The 21,400-nt window shown below is 34.6% G+C and carries 17 protein-coding genes and 1 riboswitch; of the genes, 14 read left to right on the top strand and 3 right to left on the bottom strand.

Annotated elements, in window-relative coordinates; translation table 11 throughout:
* Positions 1 to 4 precede the first annotated feature (4 nt).
* Positions 5 to 355 carry a ribonuclease P protein component gene (rnpA, locus tag SBL15_RS08030; RefSeq protein WP_160380507.1) on the bottom strand — a complete coding sequence of 117 codons (351 nt, stop codon included), beginning with the start codon at positions 353 to 355 and terminating at the stop codon, positions 5 to 7.
* A 111-nt stretch (positions 356 to 466) separates the two neighbouring features.
* A complete protein-coding gene (gene rpmH, locus SBL15_RS08025) occupies positions 467 to 604 on the bottom strand; it encodes a 50S ribosomal protein L34 (RefSeq protein ID WP_000240855.1) in 138 nt (45 codons plus the stop codon).
* A 680-nt stretch (positions 605 to 1,284) separates the two neighbouring features.
* Here rpmH and dnaA point away from each other — a divergent pair.
* The 6 genes from dnaA to gyrA all read left to right on the top strand — a co-directional run bounded on the left by dnaA (position 1,285) and on the right by gyrA (position 10,541).
* Positions 1,285 to 2,640, top strand: a complete 1,356-nt coding sequence (gene dnaA, locus SBL15_RS08020; protein ID WP_107611648.1) for a chromosomal replication initiator protein DnaA — start codon at positions 1,285 to 1,287, stop codon at positions 2,638 to 2,640.
* A gap of 300 nt (positions 2,641 to 2,940) precedes the next feature.
* Complete coding sequence (gene dnaN / locus SBL15_RS08015) at positions 2,941 to 4,074, top strand: DNA polymerase III subunit beta (RefSeq protein ID WP_317955704.1); 1,134 nt, start codon at positions 2,941 to 2,943, stop codon at positions 4,072 to 4,074.
* Between the two features lie 371 nt (positions 4,075 to 4,445).
* Positions 4,446 to 4,688, top strand: a complete 243-nt coding sequence (gene yaaA / locus SBL15_RS08010) for a S4 domain-containing protein YaaA (RefSeq protein WP_172458781.1) — start codon at positions 4,446 to 4,448, stop codon at positions 4,686 to 4,688.
* Positions 4,685 to 5,800, top strand: a complete 1,116-nt coding sequence (recF, locus tag SBL15_RS08005; RefSeq protein WP_053018861.1) for a DNA replication/repair protein RecF — start codon at positions 4,685 to 4,687, stop codon at positions 5,798 to 5,800. The genes yaaA and recF overlap by 4 nt, the downstream gene beginning before the upstream one ends.
* A 9-nt stretch (positions 5,801 to 5,809) precedes the next feature.
* On the top strand, positions 5,810 to 7,744 hold the full coding sequence (gene gyrB, locus SBL15_RS08000; protein WP_317955702.1) for a DNA topoisomerase (ATP-hydrolyzing) subunit B: 1,935 nt from the start codon (positions 5,810 to 5,812) through the stop codon (positions 7,742 to 7,744).
* A 97-nt stretch (positions 7,745 to 7,841) separates the two neighbouring features.
* Positions 7,842 to 10,541 (top strand): DNA gyrase subunit A, encoded by a 2,700-nt coding sequence (gene gyrA / locus SBL15_RS07995; protein ID WP_317955700.1) that lies wholly within the window; start codon positions 7,842 to 7,844, stop codon positions 10,539 to 10,541.
* 102 nt (positions 10,542 to 10,643) lie between these two features.
* Here gyrA and SBL15_RS07990 read toward each other — a convergent pair whose 3' ends face one another.
* On the bottom strand, positions 10,644 to 11,456 hold the full coding sequence (locus tag SBL15_RS07990) for an NAD(P)H-hydrate dehydratase (RefSeq protein ID WP_317955698.1): 813 nt from the start codon (positions 11,454 to 11,456) through the stop codon (positions 10,644 to 10,646).
* Between the two features lie 655 nt (positions 11,457 to 12,111).
* Here SBL15_RS07990 and serS point away from each other — a divergent pair.
* From serS to dnaB, 8 genes are all read left to right on the top strand, one after another.
* Complete coding sequence (serS, locus tag SBL15_RS07985; protein ID WP_107611650.1) at positions 12,112 to 13,398, top strand: serine--tRNA ligase; 1,287 nt, start codon at positions 12,112 to 12,114, stop codon at positions 13,396 to 13,398.
* Between the two features lie 450 nt (positions 13,399 to 13,848).
* Positions 13,849 to 14,544 (top strand): AzlC family ABC transporter permease, encoded by a 696-nt coding sequence (locus tag SBL15_RS07980; protein WP_016930926.1) that lies wholly within the window; start codon positions 13,849 to 13,851, stop codon positions 14,542 to 14,544.
* The gene (locus tag SBL15_RS07975; protein WP_011274368.1) at positions 14,541 to 14,870 is read left to right on the top strand and encodes an AzlD domain-containing protein; all 330 of its coding nucleotides are present in this window, start codon (positions 14,541 to 14,543) and stop codon (positions 14,868 to 14,870) included. Before SBL15_RS07980 ends, SBL15_RS07975 begins: the two co-directional genes overlap by 4 nt.
* Before the next feature lie 124 nt (positions 14,871 to 14,994).
* A riboswitch (SAM riboswitch) is annotated at positions 14,995 to 15,096 on the top strand.
* Between the two features lie 71 nt (positions 15,097 to 15,167).
* The gene (gene metX / locus SBL15_RS07970) at positions 15,168 to 16,136 is read left to right on the top strand and encodes a homoserine O-acetyltransferase MetX (RefSeq protein ID WP_107611651.1); all 969 of its coding nucleotides are present in this window, start codon (positions 15,168 to 15,170) and stop codon (positions 16,134 to 16,136) included.
* Between the two features lie 123 nt (positions 16,137 to 16,259).
* Positions 16,260 to 17,186 (top strand): YybS family protein, encoded by a 927-nt coding sequence (locus SBL15_RS07965; RefSeq protein WP_223197227.1) that lies wholly within the window; start codon positions 16,260 to 16,262, stop codon positions 17,184 to 17,186.
* A gap of 27 nt (positions 17,187 to 17,213) precedes the next feature.
* A complete protein-coding gene (locus tag SBL15_RS07960) occupies positions 17,214 to 19,181 on the top strand; it encodes a DHH family phosphoesterase (RefSeq protein WP_317955696.1) in 1,968 nt (655 codons plus the stop codon).
* Positions 19,178 to 19,624 carry a 50S ribosomal protein L9 gene (rplI, locus tag SBL15_RS07955; protein WP_107611653.1) on the top strand — a complete coding sequence of 149 codons (447 nt, stop codon included), beginning with the start codon at positions 19,178 to 19,180 and terminating at the stop codon, positions 19,622 to 19,624. Before SBL15_RS07960 ends, rplI begins: the two co-directional genes overlap by 4 nt.
* Before the next feature lie 196 nt (positions 19,625 to 19,820).
* The gene (dnaB, locus tag SBL15_RS07950) at positions 19,821 to 21,221 is read left to right on the top strand and encodes a replicative DNA helicase (protein WP_107611654.1); all 1,401 of its coding nucleotides are present in this window, start codon (positions 19,821 to 19,823) and stop codon (positions 21,219 to 21,221) included.
* Positions 21,222 to 21,400 lie beyond the last annotated feature (179 nt).

Genomic DNA, 21,400 nt, shown 5'->3' with positions numbered 1-21,400 from the left:
CCTCTTATTTAATCTTTTTATTAAAGACCTTTGCAATTTTTAATACATGTTCTAAGCTACCCTGGATTTCAAGTGTAGTCATATCCTTAGCTGGTTGCCTAGCAATAACGATAATATCACGTGCAATAATATCTTCTTTATGAATTTTGAAATTCTCCCTTATCGCACGTTTAATTCTATTTCGAGTCACTGCATTGCCTAATTTTTTAGATACACTAATACCTAATCGAAAATGATCTTTATTACTATTATAGGTATAAACAACAAACTGTCTATTTGCTACCGATTTTCCTCTTTTATAAATCGTTTGAAAATCAGTGTTCTTTTTTATACGGTAAGCTTTCTCCACGTTCACATCACTCGCTTATTTTATTCTTTGCCATCTTAGTTAAGTTAGTTTTGATATAGCGTATCTCAATTTATACCTATTCAAACGAAAAAAAAGACCACTGAGAAGTCAGTGATCTTATGCTGATAAAACTTTACGGCCTTTACGACGACGACGTGCTAAAACTTTACGGCCATTTTTAGTGCTCATGCGTTTTCTGAAACCATGAACTTTACTATGTTTACGTTTATTTGGTTGATAAGTACGTTTTACCATGCAAAACACCTCCATCTACATATTTATCCAGCTCACTCGCTCTTGTAGTGATCCTGATTATTTTAATAGATAAATTATAATTTCTGATATCAGAATTCTTGTTTTAATTCAATTTTATCTAGTCATAATTCAAGCAACTACTACAATATAACAAATTACTATTTATAAAGCAAGCAGCATTTGCATTAAGATGTTATTTTTTTAACCACTCGTCAACATCCATTTTTTTAATATTTATACATTTCGCTATACGTGCGTCTTACACACTTTATTCATTTTAAATTCATCTTTATAAATTATTTCCCAAAGCTGTTGTAGTACATAAAGTTGAGTTTTTAAAATTATCCACTTATACACATACGAGATTCAAATTTCTGTGGATAATATATTCACTATTAACAGATTTATACCAAGTTTAACAACATATTCACACCTATTTGACATCTCTCTAAGTTAAAAAGTATAATTATGTGGATAAGTCGTCTAACTCATTATTTTTAAAGGATTTATTTATTGATTTTATATACGTATTTAGTGTGAATAAATCATAGCATACATAAAGTTATCCACTGAATGTTATTAACTTGTGGATAATTATTAACATGCTGTGATTATTTTTATCCACTTGTCTAAATATCTGTGTATAAGTCCTAAATTTAAAAGAAGATGGAGTTTATTTTATGTCAGAACAAGAAATTTGGAAAAAAGTATTAGAAGTTGCTGAATCAGAAATATCTAAATCGACATTTAATACTTTTTTGAAAGATACAGAACTCAAAGAAATACGTGATAATGTTGCAATCATCTTTGTAATTCATGAATTTTACGCAGAATGGTTAAATTCAAACTACAAAGAAGTAATCCAAACAATTATGAAAGATATTATTGGTTATGAAGTTGAACCCAAATTTTTCACTGCTGAACAATTAGCTGAACTTGATGAGACAAGTCGTAAATCTAACACGCCAAGCGAACCTCAACGTCAAATCATTGAAGATGGTCATGAAGGCACAGATCAATTCAATACTCACAATACATTTGATACTTTCGTCATTGGACCTGGCAATAGATTTCCACATGCAGCAAGTCTTGCAGTTGCTGAAGCACCAGCACAAGCATATAACCCTCTATTTATATATGGTGGCGTTGGTCTTGGTAAGACACATCTTATGCATGCGATCGGTCATCATGTTCTTAGCAATCAACCAAATGCTAAAGTACTATATACTTCAAGTGAAAAATTCACAAATGACTTCATCAAATCAATTCGTAACAATGAACCTGAAGCCTTTAGAGAGAAGTATAGAAATATCGACGTGTTACTGATTGATGACATTCAATTTATTCAGAATAAAGAACAAACGCAAGAAGAGTTCTTCCATACATTTAATGAATTACATCAAAATAAGAAGCAAATTGTCATTTCAAGTGACCGTCCACCTAAAGAAATTGCAAAATTAGAAGACCGTTTACGTTCACGTTTCGAATGGGGATTAATCGTTGATATTACTCCCCCTGATTATGAAACACGTATGGCGATTCTTCAGAAAAAAATCGAAGAAGAGAATTTAGAAATTCCTGCTGAAGCTTTAAATTATATTGCTAATCAAATTCAATCAAACATCCGTGAATTAGAAGGCGCACTCACACGTTTGCTTGCCTATTCTAAACTTCAAGGAAGACCTATAACGACTGAATTAGCAGCAGAAGCGCTCAAAGATATTATTCAAGTTCCTAAATCTAAAAAAATTACAATTCAAGATATTCAAAAAGTCGTTGGACACTACTACAACGTTCGCATCGAAGATTTCAGCGCAAAAAAACGTACAAAATCAATTGCTTATCCACGTCAAATCGCGATGTATTTATCAAGAGAACTTACTGATTTTTCATTACCTAAGATTGGTGAAGAATTCGGTGGTCGAGATCATACGACAGTGATTCACGCGCACGAAAAAATCGCTAAAGATATTAAAGCCGATACAATTTTTAAACAAGAAGTTGAAGATTTAGAAAAAGAAATTCGCAACCAATAAGATAAAAGTTGAAAACTGTTATACAACAGATTATGAAATGATAAAGTGGGAAATAAAAATAGTGACAAGTTATTATGGTATAAAAAGCATTAATTAATAATAAACGTCATAAACATTTTATTCGTAATTGTGGATAATGTTTAAAAGTAATACACAGCATCAACAGTTTATCCACATGTGTATAACTTTGGCACAAAAGGATTTTCTTAACATATCCACTAATCCACAAGCCCTACTACTATTACTATGAATTTAAAACCTATATAATTATATATAAACGACTGGAAGGAGTTTAAGTTAATGATGGAATTCACAATTAGAAGAGATTATTTTATTAATCAATTAAATGACACATTAAAAGCCATCTCACCAAGAACAACATTACCAATTTTAACGGGTATCAAAATCGATGCTAAAGATAACGAAGTCATTCTTACTGGTTCAGATTCTGAGATATCTATTGAAATTACAATCCCTAAACAAGTAGATGGTGAGGATATTGTCACTATTTCTGAAACAGGTTCAGTTGTACTTCCTGGTCGTTTCTTCGTAGATATTATTAAAAAACTACCAGGTAAAGATGTTAAATTATCAACAAATGAACAATTTCAAACACTGATTACTTCAGGACATTCTGAATTTAACTTAAGTGGTTTAGATCCTGATCAATATCCATTATTACCTCAAGTATCACGTGATGATGCAATCCAATTATCAGTAAAAGTATTAAAAAATATCATTGCACAAACAAATTTCGCAGTGTCCACCTCAGAAACACGCCCAGTACTTACTGGTGTTAACTGGCTTATACAAGATAATGAATTAATATGCACTGCGACCGATTCACACCGCTTGGCTGTAAGAAAGTTAAAATTAGAAGATGACTCTGAAAACAAAAATGTCATCATTCCAGGTAAAGCTTTATCAGAATTAAATAAAATTATGAGTGATAGCGATGAAGAGATTGATATTTTCTTTGCTTCAAATCAAGTTTTATTTAAAGTTGGAAATGTAAACTATATTTCTCGCTTATTAGAAGGACATTATCCTGATACAACACGTTTATTCCCTGAGAATTACGAAATTAAATTAGGCTTAGACAACGGTGAATTCTATCACGCAATTGATCGTGCCTCTTTATTGGCACGAGAAGGTGGCAACAATGTTATTAAGTTAAGTACGGGTAATGATGTTGTAGAATTATCATCTACGTCACCTGAGATTGGTACTGTAAAAGAAGAAGTTACAGCAACGGATGTAGAGGGTGGCAACTTGAAGATTTCTTTCAACTCTCGTTATATGATGGATGCGTTAAAAGCGATAGATAATGATGAAGTTGAAGTTGAATTCTTTGGTACGATGAAACCATTCATCCTTAAACCAAAAGAAGATGATTCTGTTACACAATTAATTTTACCAATAAGAACGTATTAGTTTTAAAAGCTTTTAATTTGGAGTTACGACGAATTCAAAAGAAATTCTGTCGTAACTCCTTTTATTTAATTTAAGCTCATTCAGCCTTTAATATAGACACAAAAGTTATTCACTAGTGTATAACTCTAAATAATATATCATCAAGCTAAAATGGCCCTTAAAATTAAAAATCAGGCTATTCTCTATACAACCTCAATTGTAATCTTCAATTTCTTAAAAAAAGCCGCTTCAAATTGAAAAATATAACTAATTTTCCTACTAAAATTAAATATGTAAAAAGATATTGTGAAGTAAACGGTTTCACATTCCATTTTAAATGAAATTTAAACCTAAAAAAGGTATAATATATTAATGACACATAAAGAAACGGAGTGATTATTTTGGTTCAAGAAGTAGTAGTTGAAGGCGATATTACGTTAGGCCAATTTCTTAAAACGGAAGGCATTATTGAATCAGGTGGACAAGCTAAATGGTTCTTACAAGATGTTGAAGTTCTAATTAATGGCGAGCGCGAAACACGTCGTGGTAAAAAACTAGCTAACCAAGATCGAATTGATTTCCCAGATATCCCTGAAATTGATTCTGTAATCATTATTCATCAAGGTGAACAATGAAACTTAAAACACTCCAATTAGAAAATTATCGTAACTATGAAGAAGTTACGCTCGAATGTCATCCTGATGTGAATATTCTGATCGGAGAAAATGCACAAGGGAAGACGAATTTGCTTGAATCAATTTACACATTAGCTTTAGCCAAAAGTCATCGTACATCGAATGATAAGGAGCTTATACGGTTTAACTCAGAGTATGCTAAAATAGAGGGTGTACTAAATTATAGACATGGAACGATGCCACTAACGATGTTTATAACTAAAAAAGGTAAACAAGTAAAAGTGAACCACTTAGAACAAAGTCGACTAACTCAGTATGTTGGACATCTTAACGTGGTTCTTTTTGCGCCAGAAGATTTAAATATTGTCAAAGGCTCCCCTCAGATACGAAGACGCTTTATTGATATGGAATTAGGTCAGATATCTGCAGTATATTTAAATGATTTGGCTCAATACCAGCGTATTCTCAAACAGAAGAATAATTACTTAAAGCAACTGCAATTGGGCCAGAAGCAAGACACTACAATGTTAGAAGTCTTAAACCAACAATTTGCACAATATGCTTTAAATGTAACGTTGAGACGAGAGCATTTCATCAAAGAATTAGAATCATTGGCTAAACCGATTCATGCGGGTATCACGAATGAGAGAGAAACGTTGTCATTAACTTATTTACCAAGTATTAAACTCAGTGATATGAGCGAAGATGAACAGACGTTATTGGACGAAGTGATTACGCTATTGAATGACAATATTAAGCGAGAAATGGATAGAGGCGTCTGTTTATTTGGACCACATAGAGATGATTTGGGCTTTAATGTAAATGATATGGATGCACAAACATATGGATCTCAAGGGCAACAACGTACGACTGCATTATCCATTAAATTAGCAGAAATAGAGTTAATGAATATTGAAGTTGGAGAATATCCAATCTTATTATTGGATGATGTGTTAAGCGAATTAGATGATTCTCGACAAACACATCTATTAAGCACGATTCAACATAAAGTACAAACCTTTGTAACAACAACATCTGTAGACGGCATAGATCATGAAATTATGAATAATGCTAAGCTTTATCGAATCAATCAAGGTGAAATTATAAAGTAATAGAAAGTGATGGTGAATACATTGTCAGATGTAAACAACACAGATAACTATGGTGCTGGACAGATACAGGTATTAGAAGGGTTAGAAGCCGTTCGTAAAAGACCTGGTATGTATATAGGGTCAACTTCAGAAAGAGGTTTGCACCACTTAGTATGGGAAATCGTGGATAACAGTATCGACGAGGCACTTGCTGGTTATGCAAATCAAATCGAAGTTATTATTGAAAAAGACAATTGGATTAAAGTAACTGACAATGGTCGAGGCATTCCTGTTGATATTCAAGAAAAAATGGGTCGTCCAGCAGTTGAAGTTATCTTAACTGTACTGCATGCTGGTGGTAAATTTGGCGGTGGCGGTTATAAAGTATCTGGTGGTCTACATGGTGTAGGTTCTTCAGTTGTTAACGCATTGTCTGAAGATTTAGAGGTATACGTTCATCGTAACGATACAATCTATCATCAAGCATATAAAAAAGGTGTACCTCAATTTGATCTTAAAGAAGTAGGTAGCACTAATAAAACAGGCACAGTCATTCGCTTTAAAGCAGATGGTGAGATATTCACTGAAACAACTGTTTATAACTATGAAACGCTACAAAAGCGTATTAGAGAGCTTGCATTCTTGAACAAAGGTATTTCAATCACTTTAAGAGATGAGCGTGAAGATGTAGAGCAACGCGAAGATACATATCACTATGAAGGCGGTATTAAATCTTACGTTGAACTATTAAACGAAAATAAAGAGCCTATTCATGAAGAACCTATTTATATTCATCAAACTAAAGATGATGTAGAAATAGAAATCGCTATGCAATATAACAGCGGTTATGCAACGAACTTATTATCTTATGCGAATAATATCCATACTTATGAAGGTGGTACGCATGAAGATGGTTTCAAACGTGCCTTAACGCGTATATTAAATAGCTATGGAACACAAAGTAAGATTATCAAAGACGATAAAGAAAGATTGTCTGGTGAAGATACACGTGAAGGTTTAACAGCCGTCGTATCAATTAAACACGGTGATCCTCAATTCGAAGGACAAACTAAAACGAAATTAGGTAACTCTGAAGTACGTCAAATTGTTGATAGATTGTTTGCCGAGCATTTTGAACGTTTCTTATATGAACATCCAAATGTTGCACGTATCGTTGTGGAAAAAGGAATTATGGCATCACGCGCACGTGTCGCAGCTAAGAAAGCACGTGAAGTGACACGTCGTAAATCAGCTTTAGAAATTTCAAGCTTACCAGGTAAACTTGCAGACTGTTCAAGTAAGAAACCTGAAGAAAGTGAAATCTTCCTAGTAGAGGGTGACTCTGCCGGGGGGTCTACAAAAGAAGGTCGTGACTCTAAAACACAAGCTATCTTGCCATTAAGAGGTAAAATCTTAAACGTTGAAAAAGCACGTTTAGACCGTATTCTTAACAATAATGAAATACGTCAAATGATTACAGCTTTTGGTACTGGTATTGGTGGCGAGTTCGATATCTCTAAAACACGTTATCATAAAATTGTAATCATGACAGATGCTGATGTGGATGGCGCGCATATTAGAACTTTATTACTAACGTTCTTCTATCGTTTCATGAGACCACTAATCGAAGCGGGATATGTGTATATTGCACAACCGCCATTGTATAAATTAGCTCAAGGCAAACAAAAATATTATGTATTTAATGATCGTGAACTTGATAAATTGAAATCAGAATTAAGCCCTACACCTAAATGGCAAATATCACGTTATAAAGGTTTAGGAGAAATGAATGCGGATCAATTATGGGAAACGACTATGAATCCTGAAAACCGTATGATGTTACAAGTTAAATTAGAAGATGCGATTGAAGCAGACCAAACATTTGAAATGTTAATGGGTGATGTAGTTGAAAATCGTAGACAATTTATCGAAGACAATGCAGTATATGCGAACTTAGATTTCTAAGTTAACGTCTAGTATTGAAAATCTTGAAGACTGTACAGCATAATGGCTTGCAGTCTTGCTATTTTAAGTGAATTGATTATAGAAGGAGGATATCTTGATGGCTGACTTACCTCAATCAAGAATAAATGAACGAAATATAACCAGCGAGATGCGCGAATCATTCTTAGACTATGCAATGAGCGTTATCGTTTCACGTGCGTTACCTGATGTACGTGATGGTTTAAAACCTGTACACCGTCGTATCTTATATGGCTTAAATGAACAAGGTATGACACCTGATAAACCATATAAAAAATCAGCACGTATTGTTGGGGATGTAATGGGTAAATATCACCCTCACGGAGACTCATCAATCTATGATGCCATGGTCAGAATGGCACAAACATTCAGTTATCGTTATCCACTTGTCGATGGTCAAGGTAACTTTGGTTCAATGGACGGCGATGGTGCCGCTGCCATGCGTTATACTGAAGCGAAGATGACTAAGATTACGTTAGAATTACTGCGTGATATTAACAAAGATACAATCGATTTTCTAGATAACTATGATGGTACTGAAAGAGAGCCGGAAGTCTTACCTTCTCGTTTCCCTAACTTATTAGTTAATGGTGCATCAGGTATCGCTGTAGGTATGGCAACAAATATTCCTCCTCACAATTTAACTGAAGTCATCAACGGTGTTTTACATTTAAGTAAGAATCCAGATGTAACGATTGCAGAACTTATGGAAGATATTCAAGGCCCTGATTTTCCAACAGCTGGTTTAATTCTAGGGAAAAGTGGCATCCGACGTGCTTATGAAACAGGTCGAGGATCAATTCAAATGCGTGCACGTGCGGAAATTGAAGAGCGAGGTGGCGGTCGCCAACGTATCGTAGTGACTCAAATCCCGTATCAAGTTAATAAAGCGCGTATGATTGAGAAGATTGCAGAACTTGTTCGTGAAAAGAAAATTGAAGGTATTACTGATTTACGTGATGAAACAAGTTTACGTACTGGCGTTAGAGTAGTAATCGATGTTCGTAAAGATGCAAATGCCAATGTTATTTTAAACAATTTATATAAACAGACACCATTACAAACTTCATTTGGTGTTAATATGATTGCACTTGTTAATGGACGTCCAAAATTAATCAATTTAAAACAAGCTTTAGTTGAATATTTAGAACATCAAAAGACAGTTGTACGTCGTCGTACTGAATACAACTTGAAAAAGGCGAAAGACCGAGCACATATCTTAGAAGGTTTACGTATAGCGTTAGATCATATCGATGAGATTATTACGACAATTCGTGAATCAGAAACAGATAAAGTCGCTATGGAAACATTGCAAGAGCGTTTTAAATTGTCTGAACGTCAAGCGCAAGCTATTTTAGATATGCGTTTGAGACGTTTAACTGGTTTAGAACGAGATAAAATTGAAAATGAATACAACGAATTACTCGGTTATATTTCTGAACTTGAAGAAATCTTAGCCGACGACGAAGTTTTACTTCAATTAGTTCGTGATGAGTTAACTGATATTAAAGAACGTTTTGGTGACGAACGTCGTACAGAAATTCAATTAGGTGGCTTAGATGATTTAGAAGATGAAGATTTAATTCCTGAAGAACAAATCGTCATCACATTAAGCCATAATAACTATATTAAACGTTTACCAGTTTCAACGTATCGTTCACAACACCGTGGCGGACGCGGCGTTCAAGGTATGAATACATTGGAAGAAGATTTCGTAAGCCAACTTGTAACGTTAAGTACACATGACCACGTTCTATTCTTCACGAAAAAAGGTCGTGTTTATAAACTTAAAGGATACGAAGTTCCAGAATTATCTCGCCAATCTAAAGGTATTCCAGTTATCAATGCGATTGAATTAGATAATGATGAAACAATCAGTACGATGATTGCTGTTAGAAACCTTGAAGATGAAGATAGTTACTTAGTATTTGCAACTAAAAATGGTATTGTGAAACGTTCTGCTTTAAGCAATTTCTCACATATCAATAAGAACGGTAAGATTGCGATTGGATTCAAAGAAGACGATGAATTAATTGCAGTACGTCTTACAGATGGTAACCAAGATATCTTGATTGGAACATCTCATGCTTCATTAATTAGATTTGCAGAAACAAGTTTACGTCCATTAGGTCGTACTGCTGCAGGTGTAAGAGGTATCTCATTACGTGAAGATGATGTCGTTGTAGGTCTAGATGTTGCACATGCCGATAGCGAAGATGAAGTGTTAGTCGTCACTGAAAATGGTTATGGTAAACGTACGCCAGTGAGCGAATATCGCTTATCAAATCGTGGTGGTAAAGGTATCAAGACTGCGAAGATTACTGAACGTAATGGTAATATCGTTTGTATCACAACTGTTAATGGCGAAGAAGACTTAATGATTGTTACAAATAGTGGTGTTATCATTCGTTTAGAAGTAGAAGATATTTCTCAAAATGGTCGTGCAACTCAAGGTGTTCGCTTAATGAAATTAGGCGATGATCAATTTGTATCAACAGTTGCTAAAGTTATTGATAAAACAGAAGATGAAGATGCGACTGAGGCTGCCCAAACTGAAAATGGTGAATCAAATGCAGAAAGTACTGAAAGTCCTAGTGAAGAAGTAATTGATGATGATACACCAGGTAACGCACTTCATACTGAAGCGGACGAAGAAACTACAGTTTCATCTGATGAAGATGCAACAGATGAACGTATTGAAGTTAGACAAGACTTCATGGATCGTGTAAATGAAGACATTGAAAATGCATCAAACAATGATGAAGATGACGAAAACTAAAGAATAGAAGGCTAATCAATTATAGAAAGCTACAACAATATTGATTTCTTCAACAAATAAGACTTCCCTAATACCAGGGAAGTCTTATTTGTTATATTTAATTTAGTTTTCTAATTCTTTCATAACGTATGGAATTTCACTAATTAGACGTGAAGGTGGTACGACATACATAGATTCAGATAATTTCTCTCCAATATAACTATGTGTATAAGTTGCGCTTGTGATCGCATCTCTAAAATCATCAAATTGTCCAACAAAGCTTGTAATCATACCAGCTAAGGTATCTCCCATGCCACCAGTCGCCATTGCCGGTGTACCAATGGTAAGTCTATATTCTTTGTCTTTGAAGAATATTTCAGTACCGTGTTTTTTCAGTACAACTGCAGCACCTAACTTATCTACAGCTTCTCTATTACGTTCATAAGTTTGTTCTTCAATAGGGATGCCACTCAAACGTTCCCATTCCTTTTGATGTGGCGTGAAGATAACACGGCAAGTTGGGATATCAGGTTTTAATTTACTAAATATCGTTATAGCATCACCATCAACAATTAAGTTTTGATGTGGCTGAATATTTTGTAGTAAAAACGTAATTGCGTTATTACCTTTGAAATCGACACCTAAGCCTGGTCCAATTAAAATACTATCTGTGTTCTCAATCATTTTAGTTAACATTTTAGTGTCGTTAATATCGATAACCATCGCTTCTGGGCAACGAGAATGAAGTGCAGCATGATTTGTAGGATGTGTAGCTACTGTAATTAATCCACTTCCACTATAAAGACACGCACGCGCAGCCAACATGATTGCGCCCCCTAAATTGGCACTTCCACCTATCAGTAGAATCTTTCCATAGTCACCTTTATGTGTCTCTTCTTTTCTTTTCGGAATATTAACTGTTGTTAATGTTTCCATGAATTAAACCCTCCCTTGAAGACGTTTCGAACGTATAATACTAAATTGTAAAAATGTGATTATTGTCAATTCTATATATAACTCAAATTTTAAGTGACGATGAGATGCGTAGCGAAAGCATCAACAACTAACTCGCTTGTTGAGTTTTAAATTTGAATGTTTGTTTATGACCTTTTTAAATACAATAGAAAATATTATACCTGTGAATGACTTTCGTCAACACTATTATGAAGATTATTTTGTAATAAATGATGGGAAGTGATTATGTTGGTTAATAGAGGGTGTTTACGACTAGCATGAATATAATATTATTTACCATTTACTTGCTAATTATAAAGGAGTTTGCTATATTAAAAATAACTTAATAAGTTATTGTTCGTGGGACAAGTAACATAATCAATTAATTTCAGAGAGCTTGTGTTGAGTGTGAACAAGTAATTGATTGTTATGCGAATCTACCTACAATTGTGAACAATCGGTAATAACCGTTATTTTAAGGAAAGTGCAATTTGATACATATGTAGTGTTAAATTGTTAAATAGGGTGGCAACGCGTAGACCACGTCCCTTGTAAAGGGGATGTGGTCTTTTTTTATTGAAAATATGCATGTTATCCGAAATTAAATTTTTCAAAAATTGGGAAGGATGAGTATTACATGTTAGACATTAGACTATTTAGAGAACAAGCAGACACAGTCAAGAGCAAAATTGAATTACGTGGAGATGATCCTAAAGTAGTTGACGAAGTATTAGAATTAGATAACGAACGTCGTCAATTAATCGGTAAAACTGAAGAAATGAAAGCACGTCGTAACAAAGTAAGTGAAGAAATCGCTGAAAAGAAACGTAACAAAGAAAATGCAGACGACGTAATCAAAGAAATGCGTGAACTTGGTGACGAAATCAAAGAAAACGACGCTAAACTTAACGAAGTGGATAATAAAGTTAGAGATATCTTAATCCGTATCCCTAATCTAATTGCTGAAGATGTACCACAAGGGGATTCTGATGAAGAAAACGTTGAAGTTAAAAAATGGGGTACACCTCGTGAATTTGACTTTGAACCAAAAGCACACTGGGACTTAGTAGAAGAATTAAAAATGGCAGACTTTGAACGTGCTGCAAAAATTTCAGGTGCGCGTTTCGTATACTTAACTAAAGATGGTGCATTATTAGAACGTGCATTAATGAACTACATGCTTACTAAACATACAACGCAACATGGTTATATTGAAATGATGACACCTCAATTAGTTAACGCAGATACAATGTTTGGTACTGGTCAATTACCTAAATTTGAAGAAGATTTATTCAAAGTTGAAAAAGAAGGTTTATACACAATTCCAACTGCAGAAGTTCCATTAACAAACTTCTACAGAGATGAAATCATCCAACCAGGCGTATTACCAGAAAAATTCACTGCTCAAACAGCTTGTTTCCGTAGTGAAGCAGGATCAGCTGGTAGAGATACAAGAGGTTTAATCCGTTTACACCAATTCGACAAAGTTGAAATGGTTCGTATCGAAAAACCTGAAGATTCTTGGGACGCTTTAGAAGATATGACACAAAATGCTGAAGCAATTCTTGAAGAATTAGGTTTACCATATCGTCGTGTTATCTTATGTACTGGCGACATCGGTTTCAGTGCTAGCAAAACATACGACTTAGAAGTATGGTTACCAAGTTATGACAACTATAAAGAAATTAGTTCTTGCTCAAACTGTACTGATTTCCAAGCGCGTCGTGCTAACATCCGCTTCAAACGTGATGCCGCTTCTAAACCAGAATTAGCACATACTTTAAACGGTAGTGGACTTGCTGTAGGACGTACATTTGCAGCTATCGTTGAAAACTATCAAAATGCAGATGGTTCAATCACAATTCCAGAAGCATTAGTACCATTCATGGGTGGTAAAACTGAAATCCGTCCAGTTAATGGCTAATTCATTAGTTAGTAAGAAGTACAGATTAAAATGAATATGTTAAGGCTACATTGCAAATTCGCGGTAGTCGACTAAACTGAGAAAATGCTCTTACCGAGCTTTTCTCAGTTTTTTTTCGTCCTTACATATGAGATTCTATTATATTAAATTTAGTCCATATTCTCTTAGTATATTTCTAATAATTAATTGCATAAAATTCCACTTTTTCTTAATAAAGGGATGAAGTGAAAAGGGCTAATTTAGACTACTTTTTAAGAGGTAAATCAACCGTTGTCGACAAAAAACAGACACATTTAAAATCCTTTCAAATCAATACTTCTAAGTGGTCTTTCAGTCTAACATCACACAACCCTGTGTCTAATGTTGTTGCCACTCTAGCATCCGTATATTAGACTAAAATTATTAGTATATTACTTTATAAAAATAAAAAGAATAAAGGAGGTTACAAAGATGACATCACATGTGACATTTAAACAGGGCGTTAAAGAATGTATACCTACTTTATTAGGCTACGTTGGAATTGGACTATCATTTGGAATAGTGGCGGCTTCACAACACTTTAGTATCATCGAGATACTATTATTATGTTTGCTTGTTTATGCTGGTGCAGCACAATTTATTATATGTGCACTTGTGGCTACTGGAACACCGATTTCTGCCATTGTCCTTACAACATTGATTGTCAATTCACGTTTCTTCCTACTTTCAATGACGTTAGCACCTAATTATAAAGATTATGGTATTTGGAATCGACTAGGCTTGTCTTCAATTTTGACAGATGAAACCTTTGGTGTTGCAATCACGCCTCATTTAAAAGGGGAGAAGATAAACGATCGTTGGTTACATGGATTGAATCTAACTGCATATTCATTTTGGGCACTAGCAAGTATTGTTGGTGCGTTACTCGGTAAATACATATCTAATCCAGATATGTTAGGTCTTGATTTTGCGATTACCGCGATGTTTATCTTTTTAACAATGGCACAATTTGAATCAATTACTTCATCTAAACTTAGAATTTACATAGTACTTATCGTATTTGTCATCGTGATGATGCTCAGTTTAAGCTGGTTCATGCCGTCATACGTCGCAATTTTAATTGCATCTATGTTAGCAGCAACATTAGGGGTGGTGATGGATAAATGACAACATCTTGGCACATGTTTATATTAATCGTGTTGTGTGGACTTGTAACTTTAATTATTCGAGTAGTCCCATTCTTAATGATTTCACGTATTCAACTTTCAGAAACGGTAATTAAATGGTTATCGTTTATACCAATTACATTATTTACAGCCCTTATATTAGATGGCATTATCGAGCAACAAGAGGGCGTAGCAGGATATACACTCAATATCCCATTTGTTTTAGTAACAATTCCAACTGTTTTTGTTGCGCTTTTTACACGAAGTCTTACGACAACAATATTAGTGGGTATTGTTCTTATAGCAGGTTTACGTTTCTTCTTTTAGAAAAGGCAGAACCCAACAACTAACAATTGAAGTTGGTTATACAATTAGATACAATAAAAGTCTAGAACATAAATGGTACATTGATACTATTTTATAAATACGCAGTAAATGAATAGAGATAAAAAACTTATTAAGAGAAGTGGAGGGACACGGCCCTAAGAAACTTCAGCAACCGACGATGCATACGCACGGTGCTACTACCAACGAGATACTCGAATGATAAGTAATGGAGACAAATCGCCTCATACTTTAAGAATAGAGTATAGGCGATTTTTTTATTTAAAAGGAGGTAACCGCATGACCAATTACACAGTAGAAACATTAAATCTAGGACCCTTTACAACTGAATCAGGTGAAATGATTGATAATTTACAATTGCGTTATGAACATGTAGGCTATGCTGGTCAACCGCTTGTTGTAGTGTGTCACGCACTTACTGGTAATCATCTAACATATGGCACAGATGAAGAGCCTGGTTGGTGGCGTGAAATTATAGACGGTGGTTATATGCCGATTTATGATTATCAATTTCTAACGTTTAATGTTATTGGTAGTCCTTTTGGTTCAAGTTCTCCTTTAACTAATCCAAATTTTCCAAAGCATTTAACTTTGAGAGATATTGTAAAAGCTATTGAATTGGGCATACGCGCACTTGGCTTCAACAAGATTAATATTTTAATTGGTGGTAGTCTAGGTGGTATGCAAGTCATGGAGCTTCTATATAATCACCAATTCGAAGTGGATAAGGCGGTTATTCTAGCAGCAACTGATAAGACGTCGTCATATAGTCGTGCTTTCAATGAAATTGCACGAGAAGCGATTCATCTTGGTGGCAAAGAAGGTCTTAGTATTGCGCGACAATTAGGCTTTCTAACGTATCGTTCATCTAAAAGTTACGACCAACGCTTTTCACCAGATGAAGTGGTGAGTTATCAACGACATCAAGGTAATAAATTTAAAGAAACGTATGATTTGTCATGTTATTTAACAATGCTAAATGTTTTAGATAGCCATAATGTTGATCGCGGACGTACGAATGTAGATGATGTTTATCAATCTCTAGATACTAAGGTCTTAACAATGGGATTTACGGATGATTTATTATATCCAGATGATCAAGTGAGGGCAGTAGGGGAGCGATTTAAATATCATCGTCATTTCTTTGTTCCAGATAATGTAGGTCATGATGGCTTTTTATTAAATTTTAATGATTGGGCACCTAACTTGTATCATTTTCTTAAAGTGACGAAATTTAAGCGGAAATAGACGAAGCGGGTAGGTCGCTATGGAAGTAAAAACACATTGTTATAGTCTTATGCTATACCTCAATCTTCACAATTTGTTTTAATTTTGCTTAGAGGTTAAAATAGAAGTTATAGTCAAAATAGTATAGGAGTGGCGAATTTGTTTTCAAAAGTACATCCTAAAGCAACAATTATAGGAACAATTGCACTTGTTATGGTTGCTTTAGTTACGTATGTATTACCAGTACTTGGATTAATTCTATGTTTATTCGCTACAATTCCAGGTATTATTTTATGGAATAAGTCTATTCCATCATTTGGAATTGGAGCTTTGATCACAGTTATTCTTACCACATTGTTGGGTAATACATTTGTATTAAGTGCCATGATTTTAGTTTTAATACTTAGCTTTATTATTGGCCAATTATTGAAAGAACGTGCCTCTAAAGAACGCATCTTATTTATAGCTACAACATATTTAAGTATATTTACTTTAGTCGCATTTATGTTATTACAAACGTTTAAAAAGATACCTAGCGCTACGACATTAATTAAGCCTTTTAAAGATACAATGCATAATGCTGTTGTAACAACAGGTGTTGAAGCAGATTATAAAACAATCTTAGAAGAAGGTTTCCGTCAAACGGCAGTTCAACTTCCGAGTTTTATTATCATTACGGTCTTTATTTTAGTCTTAATTAATTTAATTATTACATTTCCAATTCTTCGTAAATTTAAAGTAGCTACACCAATTTTTAAACCTTTATTTGCTTGGCAGCTTAACCGTTCATTACTATGGGTATATATGGTTGTTTTACTTTGTGTAATGTTCGCTACTGAACCAAGTACTTTCCAAAGTATCGTGTTAAATTTCGAAGTTGTGTTATCATTACTGATGTATATCCAAGGATTGAGTGTAATTCATTTCTTTGGTAAAGCAAAACGTATACCAAACGCTGTAACGATATTGCTGATGGTTGTGGGGACAATTATTACACCAGCAACACATATCATTGCATTACTTGGCGTACTTGATTTAGGAATTAATTTAAAACGAATGATTAAAAAATGACTTTAAAAAGTGAATAGAGGTGGAATAATGAACCGTCAATCCACTAAGAAGGCTCTACTGATACCATTTATTTTAATGGTACTCACTTCGATTGCACTTGTAGTTGTATGGTTTATCTTTAAACCATTAGTCGCTACAATTGCAGCAGCTATTTTAGTCGTGATGATTATTATTAGCATCGTGTTAGTCAGACAAGCCTTATTGAAAATGGATAATTATGTGGATAACTTAAGTGGTCACATCTCGGCTGGAAGTAACAGAGCAATTAAACGATTACCTATTGGTATGGTCGTGCTTGATGCTGATGACCATATTGAATGGATTAACCAGTACATGTCTGAACACTTAGAAACGAATGTCATCTCAGAACCAGTCAATGAAGTTTTTCCGAATATTTTAAAGCAGCTTGAAAAGGTACAAGAAGTTGAAATCGAACATGGTCAATATCATTACCACGTTCGACATTCAGAAGAAGAAAGTTGTTTATATTTCTTCGATATTACAGATGAAGTACAAACTAATGAGTTATATGAAGAATCGAAACCAATCATCGCAACGTTATTCTTAGATAACTACGATGAAATTACGCAAAATATGAACGACACGCAACGTTCTGAAATCAACTCAATGGTAACACGAGTGATTAGTCGTTGGGCATCAGAATACAACATTTACTTTAAACGATATAATTCTGACCAGTTCGTAGCGTATTTAAATCAAAAGATATTAGCCGAAATCGAAGAATCTAACTTTGAAATTCTTAGCCAATTACGTGAAAAGAGTGTCGGTTACCGTGCTCAATTAACATTAAGTATCGGTGTCGGAGAAGGTACAGAGAACTTAATCGATCTTGGTGAATTATCACAATCTGGTCTAGATTTAGCATTAGGTCGTGGTGGTGACCAAGTAGCTATCAAGAATATGAACGGAAACGTGCGATTCTATGGCGGTAAGACTGACCCGATGGAAAAACGTACACGTGTAAGAGCGCGTGTTATTTCTCACGCATTAAAGGATATATTAACTGAAGGCGATAAAGTTATCATTATGGGACATAAACGTCCTGACTTAGATGCTATAGGTGCGGCAATTGGGGTTTCAAGATTCGCATTAATGAATAATTTAGAGGCCTATGTTGTCTTAAACGAGGAAGATATTGATCCAACGTTACGCCGAGTGATGGATGAAATCGATAAGAAACCTGAGTTGAAAGAACGATTTGTTACATCAGATGAAGCATGGGATATGATGACATCTAAATCTACAATTGTCGTTGTGGATACGCATAAACCAGAAATGGTATTAGATGAGAACATTCTAAATAAAGCTAATCGTAAAGTCGTGATTGACCATCATAGACGAGGAGAAAGCTTTATTTCTAACCCATTATTAGTATATATGGAACCTTATGCAAGCTCGACTGCAGAACTTGTAACAGAGTTATTAGAATATCAACCAACAGAACAACGTTTAACACGTTTAGAATCTACTGTTATGTATGCAGGTATCATTGTTGATACACGTAACTTCACATTGCGTACAGGTTCTAGAACGTTTGACGCGGCAAGCTATTTACGTGCCCATGGTGCAGATACGATATTAACGCAACACTTCTTAAAAGATGACGTCGATACGTATATTAATCGTTCAGAACTTATTCGAACGGTTGAAGTTCAAGATAATGGCATTGCAATTGCACATGGTTCTAACGAAAAAATTTATCATCCTGTTACAGTTGCACAAGCTGCGGATGAGTTGTTAAGTTTAGAAGGTATAGAAGCTTCTTATGTAGTAGCTAAACGTGAAGATAACTTAATCGGTATTTCAGCACGTTCATTAGGCTCTATTAATGTTCAATTAACGATGGAAGCCTTAGGTGGCGGTGGTCACTTAACTAACGCTGCAACACAATTGAAAGGATTATCAATTGAAGAAGCGATTGAACAATTACAACAAGCAATTACAGAACAAATGATTAGGAGTGAAGACGCATGAAAGTAATTTTCACACAAGATGTTAAAGGTAAAGGTAAAAAAGGCGAAATTAAAGATGTACCAGTAGGGTATGCAAATAACTTTTTAATTAAAAATAATTATGCTGTTGAAGCAACTCCAGGTAATTTGAAACAATTGGAACAACAAAATAAACGTGCTGAAGCGGATAGACAAAAAGAAATTGATGACGCTAAAGCCTTAAAATCAAAATTAGAAGAAATTGAAGTTGAAGTGAGTGCTAAAACTGGTGAAGGAGGCAAATTGTTTGGTTCTGTAAGTACTAAGCAAATTGCTGAAGCACTTAAAACACAACATGATATTAAAATTGATAAACGTAAAATGGATTTACCTCAAGGTATCCATGCATTAGGTTATACAAATGTACCTGTTAAATTAGACAAAGAAGTTGAAGGTAAAATTCGTGTTCACACTGTAGAGAAGTAAGAAGCGGGTAAAGTAGTTCTTTGTTTCTAATCATTAGAACTACTTACGTAAGTGCTGAAGCACTTAAGTTCATTAAAAACTATGTATTTGAGCGTCATTCAACTACGCTGCGTGAACTAATGACTAAAAATTTTCAAATAACAATGTTGCACTATGATTTGTGAAAATTAAGATGGATTTAGAGGTGTAATGATTAATGGATAATATGTATGAGCAAAAGCAAATGCCACATAATAATGAAGCTGAACAATCTGTCTTAGGTGCAATTATTTTAGATCCACAATTGATTAATTCGACTCAGGAAGTGCTCCTTCCTGAGTCCTTTTATAGAGGTGCCCACCAACACATCTTCAGAGCGATGATGAACTTAAATGAAGATGGTGATGAAATTGATGTCGTAACGTTAATGGATCAATTAACGAAAGAAGGTACATTAAGCGAGGCTGGTGGTCCTCAATATTTAGCGGAACTCTCAAATAATGTACCAACGACACGTAACATTCAGTATTATACAAATATCGTCGCAAACCATGCATTGAAGCGCAGATTAATTCAAACTGCGGATAGTATTGCCAACGATGGTTATGATAATGAACTTGAATTAGATGCGATATTAAGTGATGCCGAGCGACGTATTCTTGAATTATCCTCTAATCGTCAGAGTGATGGATTTAAGGATATTAGAGATGTATTAGGACAAGTTTATGAAACAGCTGAAGAGCTCGACCAAAATAGTGGTCAAACTCCGGGTATTCCTACGGGTTATCGTGATTTAGACCAAATGACAGCTGGATTTAACAGAAATGACTTAATTATCTTAGCTGCCCGTCCTTCAGTAGGTAAGACTGCCTTCGCTCTTAACATTGCTCAAAAGGTAGCGACACATGAAGGTAATTATACTGTCGGCATTTTCTCACTTGAGATGGGGGCAGACCAATTAGCAACACGTATGATTTGTAGTTCAGGTAATGTGGATTCCAATCGACTACGTACAGGTACGATGACAGAAGAAGACTGGAATCGATTTACAATAGCAGTCGGTAAATTATCACGTACCAAGATCTTCATTGATGATACACCTGGTATTCGAATTACAGACTTACGTTCTAAATGCCGTCGTTTAAAACAAGAACATGGTTTAGACATGATTGTGATTGACTATTTACAGTTAATTCAAGGTAGTGGTTCACGTGCTTCTGATAACAGACAACAAGAAGTATCTGAAATTTCACGTACTTTAAAAGCGATTGCTCGTGAATTAGAATGTCCAGTTATTGCATTAAGTCAGTTATCTCGTGGCGTGGAACAACGTCAAGATAAACGACCAATGATGAGTGATATTCGTGAATCAGGTTCTATCGAGCAAGATGCAGATATCGTTGCCTTCTTATACCGTGATGATTATTATAATCGCGGTGAAGGCGATGATGACGATGACGGTGGAAATTTCGAACCACAATCGAATGATGAAAATGGTGAAATTGAAATCATTATCGCTAAACAACGTAATGGTCCGACTGGTACTGTGAAGTTACACTTCATGAAACAATATAATAAATTTACAGACATTGATTATGCACATGCAGAAATGTCATAAAAAATATTTTACCGTACATTAAATTGCGTTGTTTATTTAATGTACGGTTTTTGTTTTGTTTTGATGATAGATTTCGAGCGTAAGTATGTGTAATGATTTTTTGATAAATGAGTTTAAATCGTTGTATTATCAAGGTTTTAACAGTTTTGTTAAATAAATTGACTTTAGAGTGTAGAACT

The organism is Staphylococcus sp. NWU MKU2, assembly GCF_033283605.1.
In the GTDB taxonomy this organism is placed as follows: domain Bacteria; phylum Bacillota; class Bacilli; order Staphylococcales; family Staphylococcaceae; genus Staphylococcus; species Staphylococcus haemolyticus.
The sequence above is the reverse complement of the archived record's forward strand: the minus strand, read 5'-3'. Positions and strand labels throughout refer to the sequence as shown.

What these genes read in the sequence shown, in the direction of transcription:
- SBL15_RS07980 (WP_016930926.1), top strand. Translation starts at nt 13,849, where the DNA reads ATGACATCACATGTGACATTTAAACAGGGCGTTAAAGAATGTATACCT.
- dnaB (WP_107611654.1), top strand. Translation starts at nt 19,821, where the DNA reads ATGGATAATATGTATGAGCAAAAGCAAATGCCACATAATAATGAAGCT.
- gyrB (WP_317955702.1), top strand. Translation starts at nt 5,810, where the DNA reads ATGGTGAATACATTGTCAGATGTAAACAACACAGATAACTATGGTGCT.
- SBL15_RS07960 (WP_317955696.1), top strand. Translation starts at nt 17,214, where the DNA reads ATGAACCGTCAATCCACTAAGAAGGCTCTACTGATACCATTTATTTTA.
- rpmH (WP_000240855.1), bottom strand. Translation starts at nt 604, where the DNA reads ATGGTAAAACGTACTTATCAACCAAATAAACGTAAACATAGTAAAGTT.
- rplI (WP_107611653.1), top strand. Translation starts at nt 19,178, where the DNA reads ATGAAAGTAATTTTCACACAAGATGTTAAAGGTAAAGGTAAAAAAGGC.
- metX (WP_107611651.1), top strand. Translation starts at nt 15,168, where the DNA reads ATGACCAATTACACAGTAGAAACATTAAATCTAGGACCCTTTACAACT.
- recF (WP_053018861.1), top strand. Translation starts at nt 4,685, where the DNA reads ATGAAACTTAAAACACTCCAATTAGAAAATTATCGTAACTATGAAGAA.
- gyrA (WP_317955700.1), top strand. Translation starts at nt 7,842, where the DNA reads ATGGCTGACTTACCTCAATCAAGAATAAATGAACGAAATATAACCAGC.
- dnaA (WP_107611648.1), top strand. Translation starts at nt 1,285, where the DNA reads ATGTCAGAACAAGAAATTTGGAAAAAAGTATTAGAAGTTGCTGAATCA.
- dnaN (WP_317955704.1), top strand. Translation starts at nt 2,941, where the DNA reads ATGATGGAATTCACAATTAGAAGAGATTATTTTATTAATCAATTAAAT.
- serS (WP_107611650.1), top strand. Translation starts at nt 12,112, where the DNA reads ATGTTAGACATTAGACTATTTAGAGAACAAGCAGACACAGTCAAGAGC.
- SBL15_RS07990 (WP_317955698.1), bottom strand. Translation starts at nt 11,456, where the DNA reads ATGGAAACATTAACAACAGTTAATATTCCGAAAAGAAAAGAAGAGACA.
- SBL15_RS07975 (WP_011274368.1), top strand. Translation starts at nt 14,541, where the DNA reads ATGACAACATCTTGGCACATGTTTATATTAATCGTGTTGTGTGGACTT.